Annotated in this window: 13 protein-coding genes; 11 read left to right on the top strand and 2 right to left on the bottom strand. The window is 70.8% G+C overall.

What is annotated here, in order from left to right; genetic code table 11:
- Positions 1 to 10: 10 nt before the first annotated feature.
- Entirely contained in the window at positions 11 to 1168 is a 1158-nt protein-coding gene (locus OG440_RS23655; RefSeq protein ID WP_171397439.1) for an acyl-CoA dehydrogenase family protein, read from the bottom strand.
- A 176-nt stretch (positions 1169 to 1344) separates the two neighbouring features.
- Positions 1345 to 1938: a TetR/AcrR family transcriptional regulator gene (locus OG440_RS23650; protein WP_406008783.1), complete on the bottom strand. Its 594-nt coding sequence runs from the start codon at positions 1936 to 1938 to the stop codon at positions 1345 to 1347.
- Positions 1939 to 2034: 96 nt separating this feature from the next.
- Here OG440_RS23650 and OG440_RS23645 point away from each other — a divergent pair, with 96 nt between their 5' ends.
- The 11 genes from OG440_RS23645 (at position 2035) to OG440_RS23595 (ending at position 16327) form a co-directional block, all read left to right on the top strand.
- A complete protein-coding gene (locus tag OG440_RS23645) occupies positions 2035 to 3651 on the top strand; it encodes a carboxyl transferase domain-containing protein (protein WP_406008782.1) in 1617 nt (538 codons plus the stop codon).
- Between the two features lie 14 nt (positions 3652 to 3665).
- On the top strand, positions 3666 to 5681 hold the full coding sequence (locus OG440_RS23640) for an acetyl/propionyl/methylcrotonyl-CoA carboxylase subunit alpha (RefSeq protein WP_406008781.1): 2016 nt from the start codon (positions 3666 to 3668) through the stop codon (positions 5679 to 5681).
- Positions 5678 to 6622 carry a hydroxymethylglutaryl-CoA lyase gene (locus OG440_RS23635; RefSeq protein ID WP_406008780.1) on the top strand — a complete coding sequence of 315 codons (945 nt, stop codon included), beginning with the start codon at positions 5678 to 5680 and terminating at the stop codon, positions 6620 to 6622. The genes OG440_RS23640 and OG440_RS23635 overlap by 4 nt, the downstream gene beginning before the upstream one ends.
- Positions 6623 to 6628: 6 nt before the next feature.
- Positions 6629 to 7789, top strand: a complete 1161-nt coding sequence (locus OG440_RS23630; RefSeq protein WP_406008779.1) for an acyl-CoA dehydrogenase family protein — start codon at positions 6629 to 6631, stop codon at positions 7787 to 7789.
- A 387-nt stretch (positions 7790 to 8176) separates the two neighbouring features.
- A complete protein-coding gene (locus OG440_RS23625; protein ID WP_406008778.1) occupies positions 8177 to 9226 on the top strand; it encodes an ABC transporter substrate-binding protein in 1050 nt (349 codons plus the stop codon).
- Positions 9227 to 9345: 119 nt separating this feature from the next.
- Positions 9346 to 10167, top strand: coding sequence for a siderophore-interacting protein (locus tag OG440_RS23620; protein WP_406008777.1), 822 nt, complete (start codon positions 9346 to 9348; stop codon positions 10165 to 10167).
- 185 nt (positions 10168 to 10352) lie between these two features.
- Entirely contained in the window at positions 10353 to 11795 is a 1443-nt protein-coding gene (gene desA, locus OG440_RS23615) for a lysine decarboxylase DesA (protein WP_406008776.1), read from the top strand.
- Positions 11779 to 13053, top strand: a complete 1275-nt coding sequence (locus OG440_RS23610) for a lysine N(6)-hydroxylase/L-ornithine N(5)-oxygenase family protein (RefSeq protein WP_406008775.1) — start codon at positions 11779 to 11781, stop codon at positions 13051 to 13053. Before desA ends, OG440_RS23610 begins: the two co-directional genes overlap by 17 nt.
- Positions 13050 to 13604, top strand: a complete 555-nt coding sequence (locus OG440_RS23605) for a GNAT family N-acetyltransferase (protein ID WP_406008774.1) — start codon at positions 13050 to 13052, stop codon at positions 13602 to 13604. Before OG440_RS23610 ends, OG440_RS23605 begins: the two co-directional genes overlap by 4 nt.
- The gene (locus tag OG440_RS23600) at positions 13601 to 15370 is read left to right on the top strand and encodes an IucA/IucC family protein (RefSeq protein ID WP_406008773.1); all 1770 of its coding nucleotides are present in this window, start codon (positions 13601 to 13603) and stop codon (positions 15368 to 15370) included. The genes OG440_RS23605 and OG440_RS23600 overlap by 4 nt, the downstream gene beginning before the upstream one ends.
- 81 nt (positions 15371 to 15451) lie before the next feature.
- Positions 15452 to 16327, top strand: coding sequence for a DUF4429 domain-containing protein (locus tag OG440_RS23595; RefSeq protein WP_406008772.1), 876 nt, complete (start codon positions 15452 to 15454; stop codon positions 16325 to 16327).
- Positions 16328 to 16383 lie beyond the last annotated feature (56 nt).

Here is a 16383-nt window from a genome sequence, read left to right as displayed (position 1 = left end):
TGCGGACTGCTTACAGACCCATGTCCTTCGCGATGATCGACTTCATGATCTCGCTGGTACCGCCGTAGATGCGGTTCACGCGGTTGTCCGCGTACAGGCGGGCGATCGGGTACTCGTTCATGAAGCCGTAGCCGCCGTGCAGCTGGAGGCAGCGGTCGATCACCCGGTGGGCGACCTCGGTGCAGAACAGCTTGGCGCTGGCGGCCTCGGCCGGGGTCAGCTCGCCCGCGTCCAGGGCCTCCGTGGCGCGGTCGGCGACGGCCTCGGCCGCGTCCACCTCGGCCTGGCAGGCGGCCAGCTCGAACTTGGTGTTCTGGAAGTGCGCGACCGGCTTGCCGAAGACGACGCGCTCCTGCACGTACTGCTTGGCGAACCGGACGGCGGCCTTGGCCTGCGCGTACGCGCCGTAGGCGATGCCCCAGCGCTCGGAGGCGAGGTTGTGGCCGAGGTAGTAGAAGCCCTTGTTCTCCTCGCCGAGCAGGTCCTCGACGGGCACCTTGACGTCGACGAACGCCAGCTCGGCGGTGTCGGAGGTCTTCAGGCCCAGCTTGTCCAGCTTGCGGCCGACCGAGTAGCCCTCGGCCTTGGTGTCCACCACGAAGAGGGAGATGCCGTGGCGGCGGTCCTCGGCGGTGGGGGCGGAGGTGCGGGCGCAGACGATCATGCGGTCCGCGTGGACACCGCCAGTGATGAAGGTCTTGGAGCCGTTGAGGACGTAGTGCGTGCCGTCCTCGGAGAGCTTGGCGGTGCTCTTCATGCCCGCGAGGTCGGAGCCGGTGCCCGGCTCGGTCATCGCGATCGCCCACATCTCCTCGCCGGAGACGAACTTCGGCAGGAAGCGCTTCTTCTGCTCGTCGGTGGCGAGCAGCTTGAGGTACGGCAGACCGAGCAGCACGTGCACACCGGAGCCGCCGAAGGAGACACCCGCGCGGGCGGTCTCCTCGTAGAGCACGGCCTCGAACTTGTACGAGTCGATGCCGGCGCCGCCGTACTCCTCGTCGACGCGGATACCGAAGACGCCGAGCTCGGCGAGCTTGTAGTAGAAGTCGCGCGGCGCCTGGCCGGCCGCGAACCACTCGTCGTAGACGGGAACGACCTCGGCCTCGATGAAGGCCCGGAGGGTCTCCCGGAACGCCTCGTGGTCCTCGTTGAACACCGTACGGCGCACCGCCGGCCCCTCTCTGCGCCTAAGCCGGCGCCGCTCTCGCGGATGTGGTTGCTCGCCGTCGGGGTTGCGCGATGCGTGGTGGGCATGGTCGCGGGCCGATGGCTAAGCGCTTGCTCAGAGAACAACCGTACCGGCGAGTACGAAGAGCGTCCAGGGTGGGGCGGGGGTAACGCTCGTCACTCCGCGGCCGCCGCGAAGGCGCCCCTGGCCATCCGGTGCAGCAGCGCCGCGGTGGCCGCGCGGCCCGGCAGGGAACCCGGTCGGCCGAGGTGCGGCGTGGAGTTCAACAGACCGAAGACGGAGTGCACCGCCGAGCGGGCGGCCGGCTCGGCGAGGCCCGGATACACGGCACGCAGGGCCTCCACCCACAGCTCGACGTACTGCCGCTGGAGCTGGCGGACCATCTTGCGGTCGCTGTCACGGAGGCGGTCCAGCTCACGGTCGTGCAGGGTGATCAGGGGACGGTCGTCGAGGGCGAAGTCGATGTGCCCCTCGACGAGCGAGTCGAGGAACGCCTCGGGCGGCACGCCGTCGGCCTCCGCCAGGCGCCGTTTCGCACCGGTCAGCAGCCGGCCGCTGATGCCCACCAGCAACTCGGCGAGCATCGCGTCCTTGCCCGGGAAGTGCCGGTAGAGCCCCGGCCCGCTGATGCCGACGGCGGCGCCTATCTCGTCCACCCCCACGCCGTGGAACCCGCGCTCGGCGAACAGCCGCGCGGCCTCCCTGAGGATCTGCTCGCGACGGGTGGGGGCGTCGGTTCTGGTGGCCATGAAGTCGATTCTAGACAGGGAGGTTAGCGGTCGTTAACCTGATGGAAATGGTTAACGCTCATTAACAGTCGATCACTGGGCGAGGGGACCGCAAGGATGGAGCAGGCACCGGAGCTGACGAGCGCGGCTGATCCCGCGTCGGAGGCCTGGCGGGCCAACGAGGCGGCACACCACGCACTCGTCGAGGAGCTGCGCGGCAAGCTGGCCGCGGCCCGGCTGGGGGGTGGGGAGAAGGCGAGGGCACGCCACACCGCGCGCGGGAAGCTGTTGCCCCGGGACCGGGTCGACGCCCTCCTGGATCCGGGGTCGCCCTTCCTGGAGCTCGCCCCTCTCGCCGCCGACGGCATGTACGAGGGGCAGGCCCCGGCGGCCGGGGTCATCGCCGGGATCGGACGGGTCGGCGGGCGCACCTGCGTGATCGTCGCCAACGACGCCACCGTCAAGGGCGGCACGTACTACCCGATGACGGTGAAGAAGCATCTGCGGGCCCAGGAGGTCGCCCTCGAGAACCGGCTGCCCTGCCTGTACCTCGTGGACTCGGGCGGGGCCTTCCTGCCCATGCAGGACGAGGTGTTCCCGGACCGGGAGCACTTCGGGCGGATCTTCTACAACCAGGCCCGGATGTCCGGGGCCGGGATCCCGCAGATCGCCGCGGTGCTGGGCTCGTGCACGGCCGGCGGGGCCTACGTCCCGGCCATGAGCGACGAGGCCGTCATCGTCCGCGGCCAGGGCACGATCTTCCTGGGCGGGCCCCCGCTGGTGAAGGCCGCCACCGGCGAGGTCGTCACCGCCGAGGAGCTGGGCGGCGGCGAGGTGCACGCGCGGGTGTCGGGCGTGACCGACCACCTCGCGGAGGACGACGCGCACGCGCTGCGCATCGTCCGCAACATCGTCGGGACACTCCCCGCGCGCGGGCCCCTGCCCTGGGAGGTGCGGCCGTCCGCCGAGCCCAAGGTCGACCCCTACGGGCTGTACGGCGCGGTGCCCGTCGACTCCCGCACCCCCTACGACGCGCGCGAGGTCATCGCGCGCGTGGTCGACCGCTCGCGCTTCCAGGAGTTCAAGGCCGAGTTCGGGCAGACCCTGGTCACCGGCTTCGCCCGGATCCACGGCCACCCGGTCGGCATCGTCGCCAACAACGGCATCCTGTTCTCCGAGTCGGCCCAGAAGGGCGCCCACTTCATCGAGCTGTGCGACCAGCGCGGGATCCCGCTGGTGTTCCTCCAGAACATCTCCGGGTTCATGGTCGGCCGCGACTACGAGGCCGGCGGCATCGCCAAGCACGGCGCCAAGATGGTGACGGCCGTCGCGTGCACGCGCGTGCCGAAGCTGACGGTCGTCGTCGGCGGGTCGTACGGCGCCGGGAACTACTCCATGTGCGGCCGGGCCTACTCGCCCCGCTTCCTGTGGATGTGGCCGGGCGCGAAGATCTCCGTCATGGGCGGCGAGCAGGCCGCCTCCGTCCTCGCGACCGTCAAGCGGGACCAGCTCGAGGCGCGGGGCGAGGAGTGGCCCGCGGACGAGGAAGAGGCGTTCAAGGCGCCGGTCCGGCAGCAGTACGAACGCCAGGGCAACGCCTACTACGCCACCGCCCGCCTCTGGGACGACGGCGTCATCGACCCGCTGGAGACCCGGCAGGTACTGGGCCTCGCCCTGACCGCCTGTGCCCATGCGCCGCTGGGTGACCCCCAGTTCGGCGTCTTCCGGATGTGAGGAGGGGAGCCTTGATGTTCGACACCGTGCTTGTGGCCAACCGGGGCGAGATCGCCGTCCGCGTCATCCGCACCCTGCGCGCGCTGGGCGTGCGCTCGGTCGCCGTCTTCTCCGACGCCGACGCGGACGCCCGGCACGTCCGGGAGGCGGACACGGCCGTACGCCTCGGTCCGCCGCCGGCGGCCGAGAGCTATCTGTCGGTGGAGCGGCTGCTGGCGGCCGCCGCCCGGGCCGGCGCCCGGGCGGTCCACCCCGGATACGGCTTCCTCGCGGAGAACGCCGGCTTCGCGCGCGCCTGCGCCGACGCCGGACTGGTCTTCATCGGGCCGTCCGCGGACGCCATCTCCCTGATGGGGGACAAGATCCGGGCCAAGGAGACCGTGCAGACGGCCGGGGTGCCGGTCGTCCCCGGGTCGAGCGGCAGCGGGCTCGGCGACGCCGAACTCGCCGACGCGGCCCGCGAGATCGGCGCGCCCGTCCTGCTCAAGCCGTCGGCCGGCGGCGGCGGCAAGGGCATGCGCCTGGTACGGGACCTGGCCGTGCTGGGCGAGGAGATCGCCGCCGCCCGCCGCGAGGCCCGCGCCTCTTTCGGGGACGACACGCTGCTCGTCGAGCGATGGGTGGACCGGCCCCGGCACATCGAGATCCAGGTGCTGGCCGACGGCCACGGGAACGTGGTGCACCTGGGCGAGCGCGAGTGCTCCCTCCAGCGCCGGCACCAGAAGATCGTCGAGGAGGCGCCCTCGGTCCTGCTGGACGAGAAGACCCGCGCGGCCATGGGCGAGGCGGCGGTCCAGGCGGCACGCTCGTGCGGGTACCGGGGCGCGGGCACGGTGGAGTTCATCGTGCCGGGCAACGACCCGTCGTCGTACTACTTCATGGAGATGAACACCCGTCTCCAGGTGGAGCACCCGGTCACCGAACTGGTCACCGGCCTGGACCTGGTGGAGTGGCAGCTGCGGGTCGCGGCCGGTGAGCGGCTGTCCTTCGGCCAGGAGGACGTCCGGCTGACCGGGCACGCGGTCGAGGCGCGGATCTGCGCCGAGGACCCCGCGCGCGGCTTCCTGCCCTCCGGCGGGACGGTGCTCCGGCTGCGCGAACCCCAGGGCGACGGTGTCCGCACCGACTCCGGGCTGAGCGAGGGCACCGAGGTCGGCAGCCTCTACGACCCGATGCTGTCCAAGGTGATCGCCTACGGACCGGACCGGGAGACCGCGCTGCGCAGACTCCGGGCGGCGCTCGCGGAGACGGTCACGCTGGGCGTGCAGACCAACGCCGGGTTCCTGCGGCGGCTGCTGGCCCATCCGGCGGTGGTGGCCGGCGAGCTGGACACCGGCCTGGTGGAGCGGGAGGCGGTGACGCTCGTCGCGGCCGACGTCCCGCGGGACGTCTACGCGGCGGCGGCGCTGCTGCGCCAGGCCGCGCTCGCCCCCGCGCCCGGCGAGGCCGGCTGGGTGGACCCGTTCTCGGCCGCGGACGGCTGGCGGCTGGGCGGCGAGCCCGCCTGGACGGCACACCATCTGCACGTGCCGGGACACGACCCGGTGACCGTCCGCGTGCGCGGCACGGCGGACGGCACGGCCGAGGTGCTGCTCGACGGGGCGGACGCCCCGCTGCGGGGCGCCGCGGGTCCGCTCCCGGCGGGAGCGCGGTCCCGGTTCGGCTGCCGCCTCGACGGCGTCGCACAGTCCTTCGCCGCACTGCCGGACGGCAGCTGGCTCGGCCGTGACGGCGACGCCTGGAACGTCCGCGACCACGATCCGGTCGCCGACTCCCTGTCCCGCAGCGCCCACGCGGGTGCCGACTCGCTCACCGCGCCCATGCCCGGCACGGTCACGGTGGTCAAGGTCGCCGTCGGCGACGAGGTGACCGCGGGCCAGAGCCTGCTGGTCGTCGAGGCGATGAAGATGGAGCACGTCATCTCCGCCCCGCACGCCGGCACGGTCGCCGAACTGGACGTGACGCCGGGCACGACGGTCGCCATGGACCAGGTGCTGGCCGTCATCGCACCGGCGGAGGAGGACCAGTGACGCTTCCCATGGCGGTACCGGCCCCGGGCCTGCCCACGCGGGTGCGTATCCACGAGGTGGGCGCGCGCGACGGCCTCCAGAACGAGAAGTCGACCGTACCGACGGCCGTCAAGGCGGAGTTCGTGCACCGCCTCGCCGACGCGGGGTTGACCACCATCGAGGCCACCAGCTTCGTCCACCCCGAGTGGGTGCCCCAACTCGCGGACGCCGAGGAGCTGTTCCCGCTGGTGAGCGGTCTCGGGGTGGCGCTCCCGGTGCTGGTGCCGAACGAGCGCGGCCTCGACCGCGCCCTCTCCCTGGGCGCCCGCCGGGTCGCCGTCTTCGTCAGCGCCACCGAGTCCTTCGCCAAGGCCAACCTCAACCGCACGGTGGACGAGGTGCTGGCGATGTCCGAGCCGGTGGTGGCCCGGGCCAAGGCACAGGGCGTGCATGTGCGCGGCTACCTCTCCATGTGCTTCGGCGACCCGTGGGAGGGCGCGGTCCCGGTCGACCAGGTCGTCCGGGTCTGCCGGGCCCTGCTCGACCTGGGCTGCGACGAACTGAGCCTGGGCGACACGATCGGCGTGGCCACCCCGGGTCACGTCCGGGCACTGCTGACCGCGCTGAACGAACAGGGTGTGCCCACGGACGTGCTGGGCGTGCACTTCCACGACACGTACGGCCAGGCGCTCGCCAACACCTTCGCCGCGCTCCAGCACGGCGTCACCACCGTCGACGCCTCGGCGGGCGGCCTCGGCGGCTGCCCGTTCGCCAAGTCCGCCACCGGCAATCTCGCCACCGAAGACCTCGTGTGGATGCTGCGGGGCCTCGGCATCGACACCGGGGTCGACCTCGGCCGTCTCGTCGCCACGAGCGAGTGGATGGCCGCCCGACTGGGCCGACCCAGCCCTTCCCGCACCGTCCGAGCACTCGGCACGGCACAGCCCCACAAGGAGCAGTGACCCGACATGGACCACCGTCTCTCCCCCGAACTGGAAGAACTCCGCCGCACCGTCGCGGAGTTCGCGCACGACGTGGTCGCGCCCAAGATCGGTGACTTCTACGAGCGGCACGAGTTCCCGTACGAGATCGTCCGCGAGATGGGCCGCATGGGCCTGTTCGGGCTGCCGTTCCCCGAGGAGTACGGCGGCATGGGCGGCGACTACCTCGCCCTCGGCATCGCCCTGGAGGAACTCGCGCGCGTCGACTCGTCCGTGGCGATCACCCTGGAGGCGGGCGTCTCGCTGGGCGCCATGCCGATCCATCTCTTCGGGACGCCGGAGCAGAAGCGTCAGTGGCTGCCGAGGCTGTGCTCCGGCGAGATCCTCGGCGCTTTCGGGCTGACCGAGCCGGACGGCGGCTCCGACGCGGGCGGGACGCGCACGACGGCCCGGCTCGACCCCGAGACGGACGAGTGGGTGATCAACGGCAGCAAGTGCTTCATCACCAACTCGGGCACGGACATCACGGCGCTGGTCACGGTCACGGCGGTGACCGGCCGCAAGCCGGACGGCCGGCCGCTGATCTCCGCGATCATCGTCCCGTCCGGCACGCCGGGCTTCACGGTCGCGGCGCCCTACTCGAAGGTCGGCTGGAACGCCTCCGACACCCGTGAGCTGTCCTTCTCCGACGTGCGCGTCCCGGCGGCGAACCTGCTGGGCGAGGAGGGCCGCGGGTACGCGCAGTTCCTGCGGATCCTCGACGAGGGGCGGGTCGCCATCGCGGCACTCGCGACGGGCCTCGCGCAGGGCTGTGTGGACGAGTCGGTGAGGTACGCGAAGGAGCGGCACGCGTTCGGCCGTCCGATCGGCGCCAACCAGGCCATCCAGTTCAAGCTCGCCGACATGGAGATGAAGGCCCACACGGCCCGCCTCGCCTGGCGGGACGCGGCCTCGCGGCTGGTGGCCGGGGACCCCTTCAAGAAGGAGGCGGCCCTCGCCAAGCTCTACTCGTCGACGATCGCCGTCGACAACGCCCGCGACGCCACCCAGGTGCACGGCGGCTACGGCTTCATGAACGAGTACCCGGTGGCCCGGATGTGGCGCGACTCCAAGATCCTGGAGATCGGGGAGGGCACGAGCGAGGTGCAACGGATGCTGATCGCCCGCGAGTTGGGGCTGCCCGGGTGAGCCCGGCGGCGCGCCCGTCGGCCGTGGCCGCGGCGGCGCGCTCACACGATGGCCGGAAGTCGGCCTGACATCAGGGGCCGCCGCGCACAGGAGGTCGCCGCACCGCTCGATCCGGGCCGTACGGCGGCCTCACCGGCATGCCCCGGGGCCGTCCGACGGCCCCGCACGCGCTCTTCGCATCCTCGGAGCGAGTGGCAACTCCGGTTGTGATGCGCCCTCCTGACGTTCCGTACACCTTCGATCCACAGGAGGGGCACAGAAGGCGGGCATGCGTCGCCGTGGGCGCTCCGGGACCCGGAACCACCCTCTGGACACGAGCTGAGGTTAGGCTAACCTACGTTCGAACCGTCCTCGGGTGATCCGCCCCGTCCGAAAGTAGCCAGAGACATGTCCAACGTCAGAGCCGCCCGTCCCACCCGCCGCGGCATCCTCGCCGCCGGTGGCGCCCTGGGCCTCGGTGCCGCCCTCGCCGCCTGCGGGGACGACGACGCGAGCAGCAGTGGCTCCTCGTCGTCGGAGAGCGCCTCGGCCAAGTCCGGTTCCTGGACCTTCAAGGACGACCGCGGCACCACGGTGAAGCTCGACAAGATCCCCGCGAACATCGTCGCCTTCACCGGCGTCGGCGCCGCCCTGTACGACTACGGCATCCAGGTCAAGGGCGTCTTCGGCCCGACCAAGACCGCCGCGGGCAAGGCCGACGTCCAGGCCGGCGACATGGACATCACCAAGGTGACGGTCCTCGGCAACGTCTGGGACGAGTTCAACGTCGAGAAGTACGCGGCCCTCGCGCCCGACGTGCTCCTCTCCACGATGTTCGACAACGCCGGCACCCTCTGGTACGTCCCCGAGGCCTCCAAGGACAAGATCGCCAAGCTCGCCCCGAGCGTCGGCATCTCCGTCTACGACCGTCAGCTGACCGCTCCCCTCCAGCGCATGTGGGAGCTGGCCGAGTCGCTCGGCGCCGACATGACGGCGGCCGCGGTCACCGACGCCAAGAAGAAGTTCGAGGACGCGGCCGCCCGGCTGCGCGCCGCCGCCAAGGCCAAGCCCGAGATCAAGGTGCTGGCCGGTTCCGCGAGCGAGGCGCTCTTCTACGTCTCCGGCACCAACCTCTCCATCGACCTCGAGTACTTCAAGGCCCTCGGCGTGAACTTCGTCGAGCCGCCGGAGAGCGCGAAGGCGGAGGGTGGCGGCTGGTACGAGTCGCTGAGCTGGGAGAACGTCGACAAGTACGCGGCCGACATCATCATGATGGACGACCGGTCCTCGACGATCCAGCCCGCCGACATCACCGAGGCGACCTGGAAGAAGCTGCCCGCCGTGAAGGCCGGTCAGGTCATCGCGCGGTCGCCGGAGCCGATCCTGTCGTACGCGAAGTGCGTGCCGCTGCTCGTGAATCTCGCCGAGGCCCTCGAGAAGGCGAAGAAGGTTTCCTGACCAGGGGACTTGATGTCGCGGGTGAACCGCGGGTCCGGCCGTGGCCGGTCGCGCGGTTCACCGCGCCCCTGAAAGAAGCACGCCGGTCCTCCCTCCCCACGTCCACAGGAGCGCCCCCCGTGACCACTGCCGTCGTCGCGCCCTTCCGGTTCTTCTCCCTCCACGTCGCGCGGGCCCGCCGGGTCGGGTCGTCGCTCGTCCGGGTCACCTTCACCGGGCAGGATCTCGAACACTTCTTCTCCGACGGGCACGACCAGTCGCTGTCGCTGTTCCTGCCGCACCCGGGGCAGTCCACCCCGGCCATCCCCTACGAGCTGGGCGACGGCTGGTGGCATGCCTGGCGTGAACTGCCGGACGACGTAAGGGCGGTGATGCGTTCGTACACGCTCCGGGCCCATCGCCGGGACACCCTCGGGCGCACCACCGAGATCGACATCGACTTCGTGCTGCACACCCCGGCCGGCCCCGCTTCCGTCTGGGCGGCGGGCGCCGGCGCCGGGGACCGGGTCGTCCTGCTGGGCCCGGCCCTGGCCGACAACCGGGCGATCCGGTTCCGGCCGCCCGCCGACACCGATCTGGTCGTGCTCTGGGGCGACGAGACCGCCCTTCCGGCCATCGCGTCGATCCTGGAGTCCCTGCCGGCGGGACAGCGCGTCCGGGTCTGGCTGGAGACGCACGACGCCGTGAACGTACGGGAGTTGGCGACCATGGCGGATGCCGAGGTCACCTGGGTGGTCGGGGAGAGCTCCGTGGACACCCTCCGGGAGGCGCGGCTCCCGGCCGCCGGGCACCCGTACGTGTGGATCGCGGGCGAGTCGGGACGCGTGAAGGCGCTGCGCCGCCACTTCGTCGGCGAACGCGGGATCGACCGGCGACGCATCACCTTCGTCGGGTACTGGCGCCAGGGCATGAGCGAGGAGCAGCTCCGCGCCGCGGAGTAGTCCGCACCCTCACCAGCCCTGCCCCCGCGGCCGGTTGGACACATGCGCCGACGTGATCACGGTCACGGCAGAGGCCGACCCTCGTTCATCTAACTTAGGTTAGGCTAACCTAAGTTGATCCGAGGCTCCGTCCCCTAGCCCGTTCCGCAGCAGACCTCGTCCCCACCCCCCGGAGGACCCCCACCATGCGCTCGCACCTGCTCAATGACACGACCGCGGAGCAGTACCGCCGCTCCGTGACCGAAGGAGTAGAGCGGGTGGCCGCCAAGATCGCCGCCACCGACCGTCCGTTCACCGGCGTCTCGGTTGACGCTCTCGCGCCCCGCATCGACGGGATCGACCTGGACAAGCCGCTGCACGACACCACGGCCGTCCTGGACGAGCTGGAGGAGGTCTACCTCCGTGACGCGATCTACTTCCACCACCCGCGCTACCTCGCCCACCTCAACTGCCCGGTCGTCATCCCCGCCGTGCTGGGCGAGGCGGTCCTGTCGGCCGTCAACTCCTCCCTCGACACCTGGGACCAGTCGGCCGGCGGCACCCTCATCGAGCGCAAACTGATCGACTGGACGACGGACCGCATCGGCCTCGGACCGGCCGCCGACGGCGTGTTCACCTCCGGCGGCACCCAGTCCAACCTCCAGGCGCTGCTGCTCGCCCGCGAGGAGGCCAAGTCGCAGACTCTCGCCGAACTGCGCGTCTTCGCCTCCGAGGTCAGCCACTTCAGCGTGAAGAAGTCCGCGAAACTCCTCGGCCTCGGTCCCGACGCGGTGGTGTCCGTCCCCGTCGACAACGACAAGCGGATGCAGACCGTCGCGCTCGCCCGCGAGCTGGAGCGCTGCAAGGAGGCCGGTCTGACGCCCATGGCCGTGGTCGCCACCGCCGGCACCACCGACTTCGGCTCCATCGACCCGCTGCCCGAGATCGCCGAGCTGTGCGACCGGTACGGCACCTGGATGCACGTCGACGCGGCCTACGGCTGCGGCCTGCTCGCCTCCGTGAAGTACCGGGATCGCATCGAGGGCATCGAGCGCGCCGACTCCGTCACCGTCGACTACCACAAGTCCTTCTTCCAGCCGGTGAGTTCGTCGGCCGTACTGGTCCGTGACGCGGCCACGCTCCGGCACGCCACCTACCACGCCGAGTACCTCAATCCGCGCCGCATGGTGCAGGAGCGCATCCCCAACCAGGTGGACAAGTCCCTGCAGACCACCCGCCGCTTCGACGCGCTCAAACTGTGGATGACCCTGCGGACCATGGGCGCCGACGGCATCGGGCAGCTCTTCGACGAGGTCTGCGACCTGACCGCCGAGGGCTGGCACCTGCTGGCCGCCGACCCGCGCTTCGACGTCGTCGTCCAGCCGTCGCTCTCCACCCTCGTCTTCCGCTACATCCCGGCCGCCGTCACCGACCCGGCCGAGATCGACCGCGCCAACCTCTACGCCCGCAAGGCCCTGTTCGCCTCCGGTGACGCGGTGGTCGCGGGCACGAAGGTCGGCGCCCGCCACTACCTGAAGTTCACCCTGCTGAACCCCGAGACGACGACCGACGACATCGCCGCCGTCCTCGACCTGATCGCCGGCCACGCCGAGCAGTACCTGGGAGAGTCCCTTGACCGCGCTTCCTGAAGCCAGCCACACCTATGACTTCGTGGGGATCGGGCTCGGCCCCTTCAACCTCGGTCTCGCCTGCCTCACCGAGCCCATCGACACGCTCGACGGTGTCTTCCTGGAGTCCAAGCCCGACTTCGAGTGGCACGCCGGCATGTTCCTCGACGGCGCCCACCTCCAGACGCCGTTCATGTCGGACCTGGTCACCCTCGCCGACCCGACCTCGCCTTTCTCCTTCCTCAACTACCTGAAGGAGAAAGGCCGGCTGTACTCGTTCTACATCCGCGAGAACTTCTACCCGCTGCGGGTCGAGTACGACGACTACTGCCGCTGGGCCGCGAACAAGCTGAGCAGCGTGCGTTTCTCGACGACGGTCGCGGAAGTGACGTACGAGGACGACCTGTACGTCGTGCGGACCACCGCCGGCGAGCGGTTCCGCGCCCGTCACCTGGTCCTCGGCACCGGTACGCCCCCGCACATCCCCGAGGCCTGCGCGGACCTGGGCGGCGACTTCGTGCACAACTCCCGCTACCTGCGGCACAAGGCGGAACTCCAGAAGAAGGAGTCGATCACGGTGGTCGGCTCCGGCCAGTCGGCCGCCGAGATCTATCACGACCTGCTCGGCGAGATCGACGTCCACGGCTACCGGCTGAACTGGGTCACCCGTTCCCCGCGCTTCTTCCCGCTCGAATACACCAAGCTCACGCTGGAGATGACCTCCCCGGAGTACATCGACTACTTCCGCGAGCTGCCGGAGCAGACCCGCTACCGCCTGACGGCCGAGCAGAAGAACCTCTACAAGGGCATCGACGGCGATCTCATCAACGAGATCTTCGACCTGCTCTACCAGAAGAACCTCGGCGGCCCGGTGCCCACCCGTCTGCTCACCAACTCCTCGCTGAACAGCGCCACCTACGCCGACGGCACCTACACCCTCGCCTTCCGGCAGGAGGAGCAGGGCAAGGACTTCGAGCTGAGCTCCCAGGGGCTGGTCCTGGCCACCGGCTACCGGTACGTGGAGCCGGAGTTCCTCGCCCCCGTCCGGGACAGACTGCGCTACGACTCCCACGGCAACTTCGACATCGCCCGCAACTACTCCATCGACACCACCGGCCGGGCCGTGTTCCTCCAGAACGCCGGCGCGCACACCCACAGCATCACCTCCCCCGACCTCGGCATGGGCGCGTACCGCAACAGCTCGATCATCCGTGACCTGCTCGGCAGCGAGTACTACCCGGTCGAGAAGACCATCGCGTTCCAGGAGTTCGGTATATGAGCACGACCACGGCCGCCGTCGGCCGTCTCACCCTGCGGCCCCTCGACCTCGTCGAGGACGCCGAGCTGCTGCACGGCTGGGTCACGCATCCCAAGGCAGCGTTCTGGATGATGCAGCACGCGAAACTCGTCGACGTCGAGCGCGCCTACATGGACATCGCGGCCGACGAGCACAGCCACGCCCTCATCGGCCTGCACGACGGCGAGCCCGCCTTCCTGATGGAGTACTACGACCCCGCCCACCGCGAGCTGGTCGGCCTGTACGAGCCGCGGCCCGGTGACGTCGGCATGCACTTCCTGGTCGCCCCGACCGACCGGCCCGTGCACGGGTTCACCCGGGCCGTGATCACCGCCGTGCTGGCGCGTCTCTTCGAGGACCCGGCCACCTCCCGGGTCGTCGTCGAGCCCGACGTCTCCAACACGGCGGTGCACGCCCTCAACGAAGCCGTCGGGTTCGTGCCCGAGCGGGAGATCCAGAAGCCGGAGAAGCGGGCGCTGCTGAGCTTCTGCACGCGCGAGCAGTTCGTCGCGGCGACGGGGGTGACGGCATGAGCCTCGCCGACGCCGTCGCCCACCTCTCCCCCGAGCGCTGGGAGAAGGCCAACCGGCTGCTCGTGCGCAAGGCCCTCGCGGAGTTCGCGCACGAGCGCCTGATCACCCCCGAGGAGAAGGACGGCCGCTACGTCGTCCGCAGCGACGACGGGCTGACCTACTACCGCTTCACGGCCGTCCGCCATGCCCTCGACCACTGGCAGGTGGACGCCGACTCGATCACCCGCACCCGCGACGACGCCGAACTCCCGCTCGCAGCCCTGGACTTCCTCATCGAGCTGAAGAAGACGCTGGGCCTGAGCGAGGAGATCCTGCCGGTCTACCTGGAGGAGATCTCCTCCACCCTCTCGGGCACCTGCTACAAACTGACCAAACCGCAGATCACATCGGCGGAGCTGGTCGAGAGCGGCTTCCAGGCGATCGAGACCGGGATGACCGAGGGCCACCCCTGCTTCGTCGCCAACAACGGGCGGCTCGGCTTCGGCATCCACGAGTACCTGTCGTACGCCCCGGAGACGGCGAGCCCGGTCCGGCTGGTGTGGCTGGCCGCGCACCGCTCGCGGGCCGCGTTCACGGCGGGCGTCGGCATCGCGTACGAGTCGTTCGTGCGGGAGGAGCTGGGCGAGAAGACCGTCGAGCGGTTCGCCGCGATCCTGCGCGAGCAGGACCGGGACCCGGACGACTACCTCCTCATCCCCGTCCACCCCTGGCAGTGGTGGAACAAGCTCACCGTCACCTTCGCGGCCGAGATCGCGCGCGGGAACCTGGTCTGCCTCGGCGAGGGCGACGACGAGTACCTGGCGCAGCAGTCCATCCGGACGTTCTTCAACTCCTCGCACCCCGAGAAGCACTACGTGAAGACGGCCCTGTCCGTCCTCAACATGGGCTTCATGCGCGGCCTGTCGGCCGCCTACATGGAGGCGACCCCGGCCATCAACGACTGGCTGGCCCAGCTCATCGACAACGACCCGGTGCTGAGGTCGACGGGCCTGTCGATCATCCGGGAGCGGGCGGCCGTCGGCTACCGGCACCTGGAGTACGAGGCGGCCACGGACCGCTACTCGCCGTACCGCAAGATGCTGGCCGCGCTGTGGCGGGAGAGCCCGGTGCCGACGCTCCGGGACGGCGAGTCGCTCGCGACCATGGCCTCCCTGATCCACGTGGACCACGAGGGCCGCTCGGTGGCCGGCGCGCTGATCGAGCGGTCGGGCCTGACGCCGACCCAGTGGCTGCGCGGCTACCTCCAGGCGTACTACACCCCGCTCCTGCACAGCTTCTACGCCTACGACCTGGTGTTCATGCCGCACGGCGAGAACACCATCCTGGTCCTGAAGGACGGGGCGGTACAGCGGGCGATCTACAAGGACATCGCCGAGGAGATCGCGGTCATGGACCCGGACGCGGTGCTGCCGCCCGAGGTCCGGCGCATCCGCGTCGAGGTGCCCGAGGACATGAAGCTCCTGTCCCTCTTCACCGACGTCTTCGACTGCTTCTTCCGCTTCCTCGCGGCCGGCCTCGCCACCGAGGGGATCCTCGAGGCGGACGACTTCTGGCGCACGGTCGCCGAGGTCACCCGCGCCTACCAGGAGGCGAACCCCGAACTGGCCGACAAGTTCCGCCAGTACGACATGTTCGCCCCCGAGTTCGCCCTGTCCTGCCTCAACCGTCTCCAGCTGCGCGACAACCGGCAGATGGTGGACCTGGCGGACCCGGCCGGCGCCCTCCAGCTGATCGGGACCCTGCGGAATCCTGTCTCGGGGTTCTGATCCGGGTTCCGGTCCAGGCGACGGGCGCCCCCGAGTACGGTCCTCGGGGGCGCCCGTCGCCGTCTTTGGGAGAATCCCCCCATGGCGGAAATCATCCAGAAGGACGGCACCTGGGTCTTCGACGGCGATGCCCTGCGGCTCACCCCGGGCCGGGACAGGAACGTCAGCCCGCTCCGCAGGGAACTGGGTGAACTGGTCGTCCCCCTGGGCGCGTTGGCGGGCCTGTCGTTCGAGCAGGGGAAGCGGACCGGACGGCTGCGGCTGCGGCTGCGCGACGGCGCCGATCCGCTGCTCCAGGCGACCGGCGGACGGCTCACCGAGCCGCACGATCCGTATCAGCTGCTCGTCGACTCCGACCGGTACGGGGTCGCCGAGTACCTCGTGGACGAGGTGCGCCGGGCGCTGCTCCTCGACGAGGTGCCGGGCGACCCGGTGGACGCGTATCTGCTGCCCGGCCCGTCCGTGCCGCTGTCCGCCTCCGCCGGGGACGGCACGGCGAGCTTCGACGGTGAGCGGGTGCGCCTGGAGTGGAACTGGAAGACGGAGGAGTCCAAGGCCTCCGCCGGCGCCCGCAGTCTCGGCATCGCGGAGATCGAGGCCGTGGAGTGGCAGCCCGCGGTCGGCCTGGAGAACGGCTGTCTGCGCTTCCGGCTGCGGCACGCGCCGACGAAGGCCCCGGCCAAGTACGACCCGAACGCCGTGGAGCTGTGGGGGTTCAAGAGGGATCCGCTGATGGCGCTCGTCGCGGCGGCCGTGCAGGCCAGGCTGCCCCATCCGGCCGCCGCTCCCCGGGACACCCCCGCCCTGCCCGCACAGCGCGAGCCGGACTCCGCGGCCGGGGACGACCACGACGCGCTGCTGCGCCGGCTGCGCGAGCTCGGCGAACTGCGCCGCGACGGCGTCCTGACCGACGAGGAGTTCACGAGGGCCAAACAGGCGGTCCTCAGGCTGCTGTAGCCGCCGAAGCCGCTGTAGCGCGACGAGGACCGCCTGCCGACGTGGGCGGGGTGCCG

The organism is Streptomyces sp. NBC_00637, from assembly GCF_045161545.1.
Taxonomy (GTDB): domain Bacteria; phylum Actinomycetota; class Actinomycetes; order Streptomycetales; family Streptomycetaceae; genus Streptomyces.
Note: the sequence above shows the minus strand (reverse complement) of the source record. Positions and strands in the feature narration are given on the sequence as shown.

What these genes read in the sequence shown, in the direction of transcription:
- OG440_RS23645 (WP_406008782.1), top strand. Translation starts at nt 2,035, where the DNA reads ATGGAGCAGGCACCGGAGCTGACGAGCGCGGCTGATCCCGCGTCGGAG.
- OG440_RS23605 (WP_406008774.1), top strand. Translation starts at nt 13,050, where the DNA reads ATGAGCACGACCACGGCCGCCGTCGGCCGTCTCACCCTGCGGCCCCTC.
- OG440_RS23625 (WP_406008778.1), top strand. Translation starts at nt 8,177, where the DNA reads ATGTCCAACGTCAGAGCCGCCCGTCCCACCCGCCGCGGCATCCTCGCC.
- OG440_RS23595 (WP_406008772.1), top strand. Translation starts at nt 15,452, where the DNA reads ATGGCGGAAATCATCCAGAAGGACGGCACCTGGGTCTTCGACGGCGAT.
- OG440_RS23640 (WP_406008781.1), top strand. Translation starts at nt 3,666, where the DNA reads ATGTTCGACACCGTGCTTGTGGCCAACCGGGGCGAGATCGCCGTCCGC.
- OG440_RS23650 (WP_406008783.1), bottom strand. Translation starts at nt 1,938, where the DNA reads ATGGCCACCAGAACCGACGCCCCCACCCGTCGCGAGCAGATCCTCAGG.
- desA (WP_406008776.1), top strand. Translation starts at nt 10,353, where the DNA reads ATGCGCTCGCACCTGCTCAATGACACGACCGCGGAGCAGTACCGCCGC.
- OG440_RS23630 (WP_406008779.1), top strand. Translation starts at nt 6,629, where the DNA reads ATGGACCACCGTCTCTCCCCCGAACTGGAAGAACTCCGCCGCACCGTC.
- OG440_RS23600 (WP_406008773.1), top strand. Translation starts at nt 13,601, where the DNA reads ATGAGCCTCGCCGACGCCGTCGCCCACCTCTCCCCCGAGCGCTGGGAG.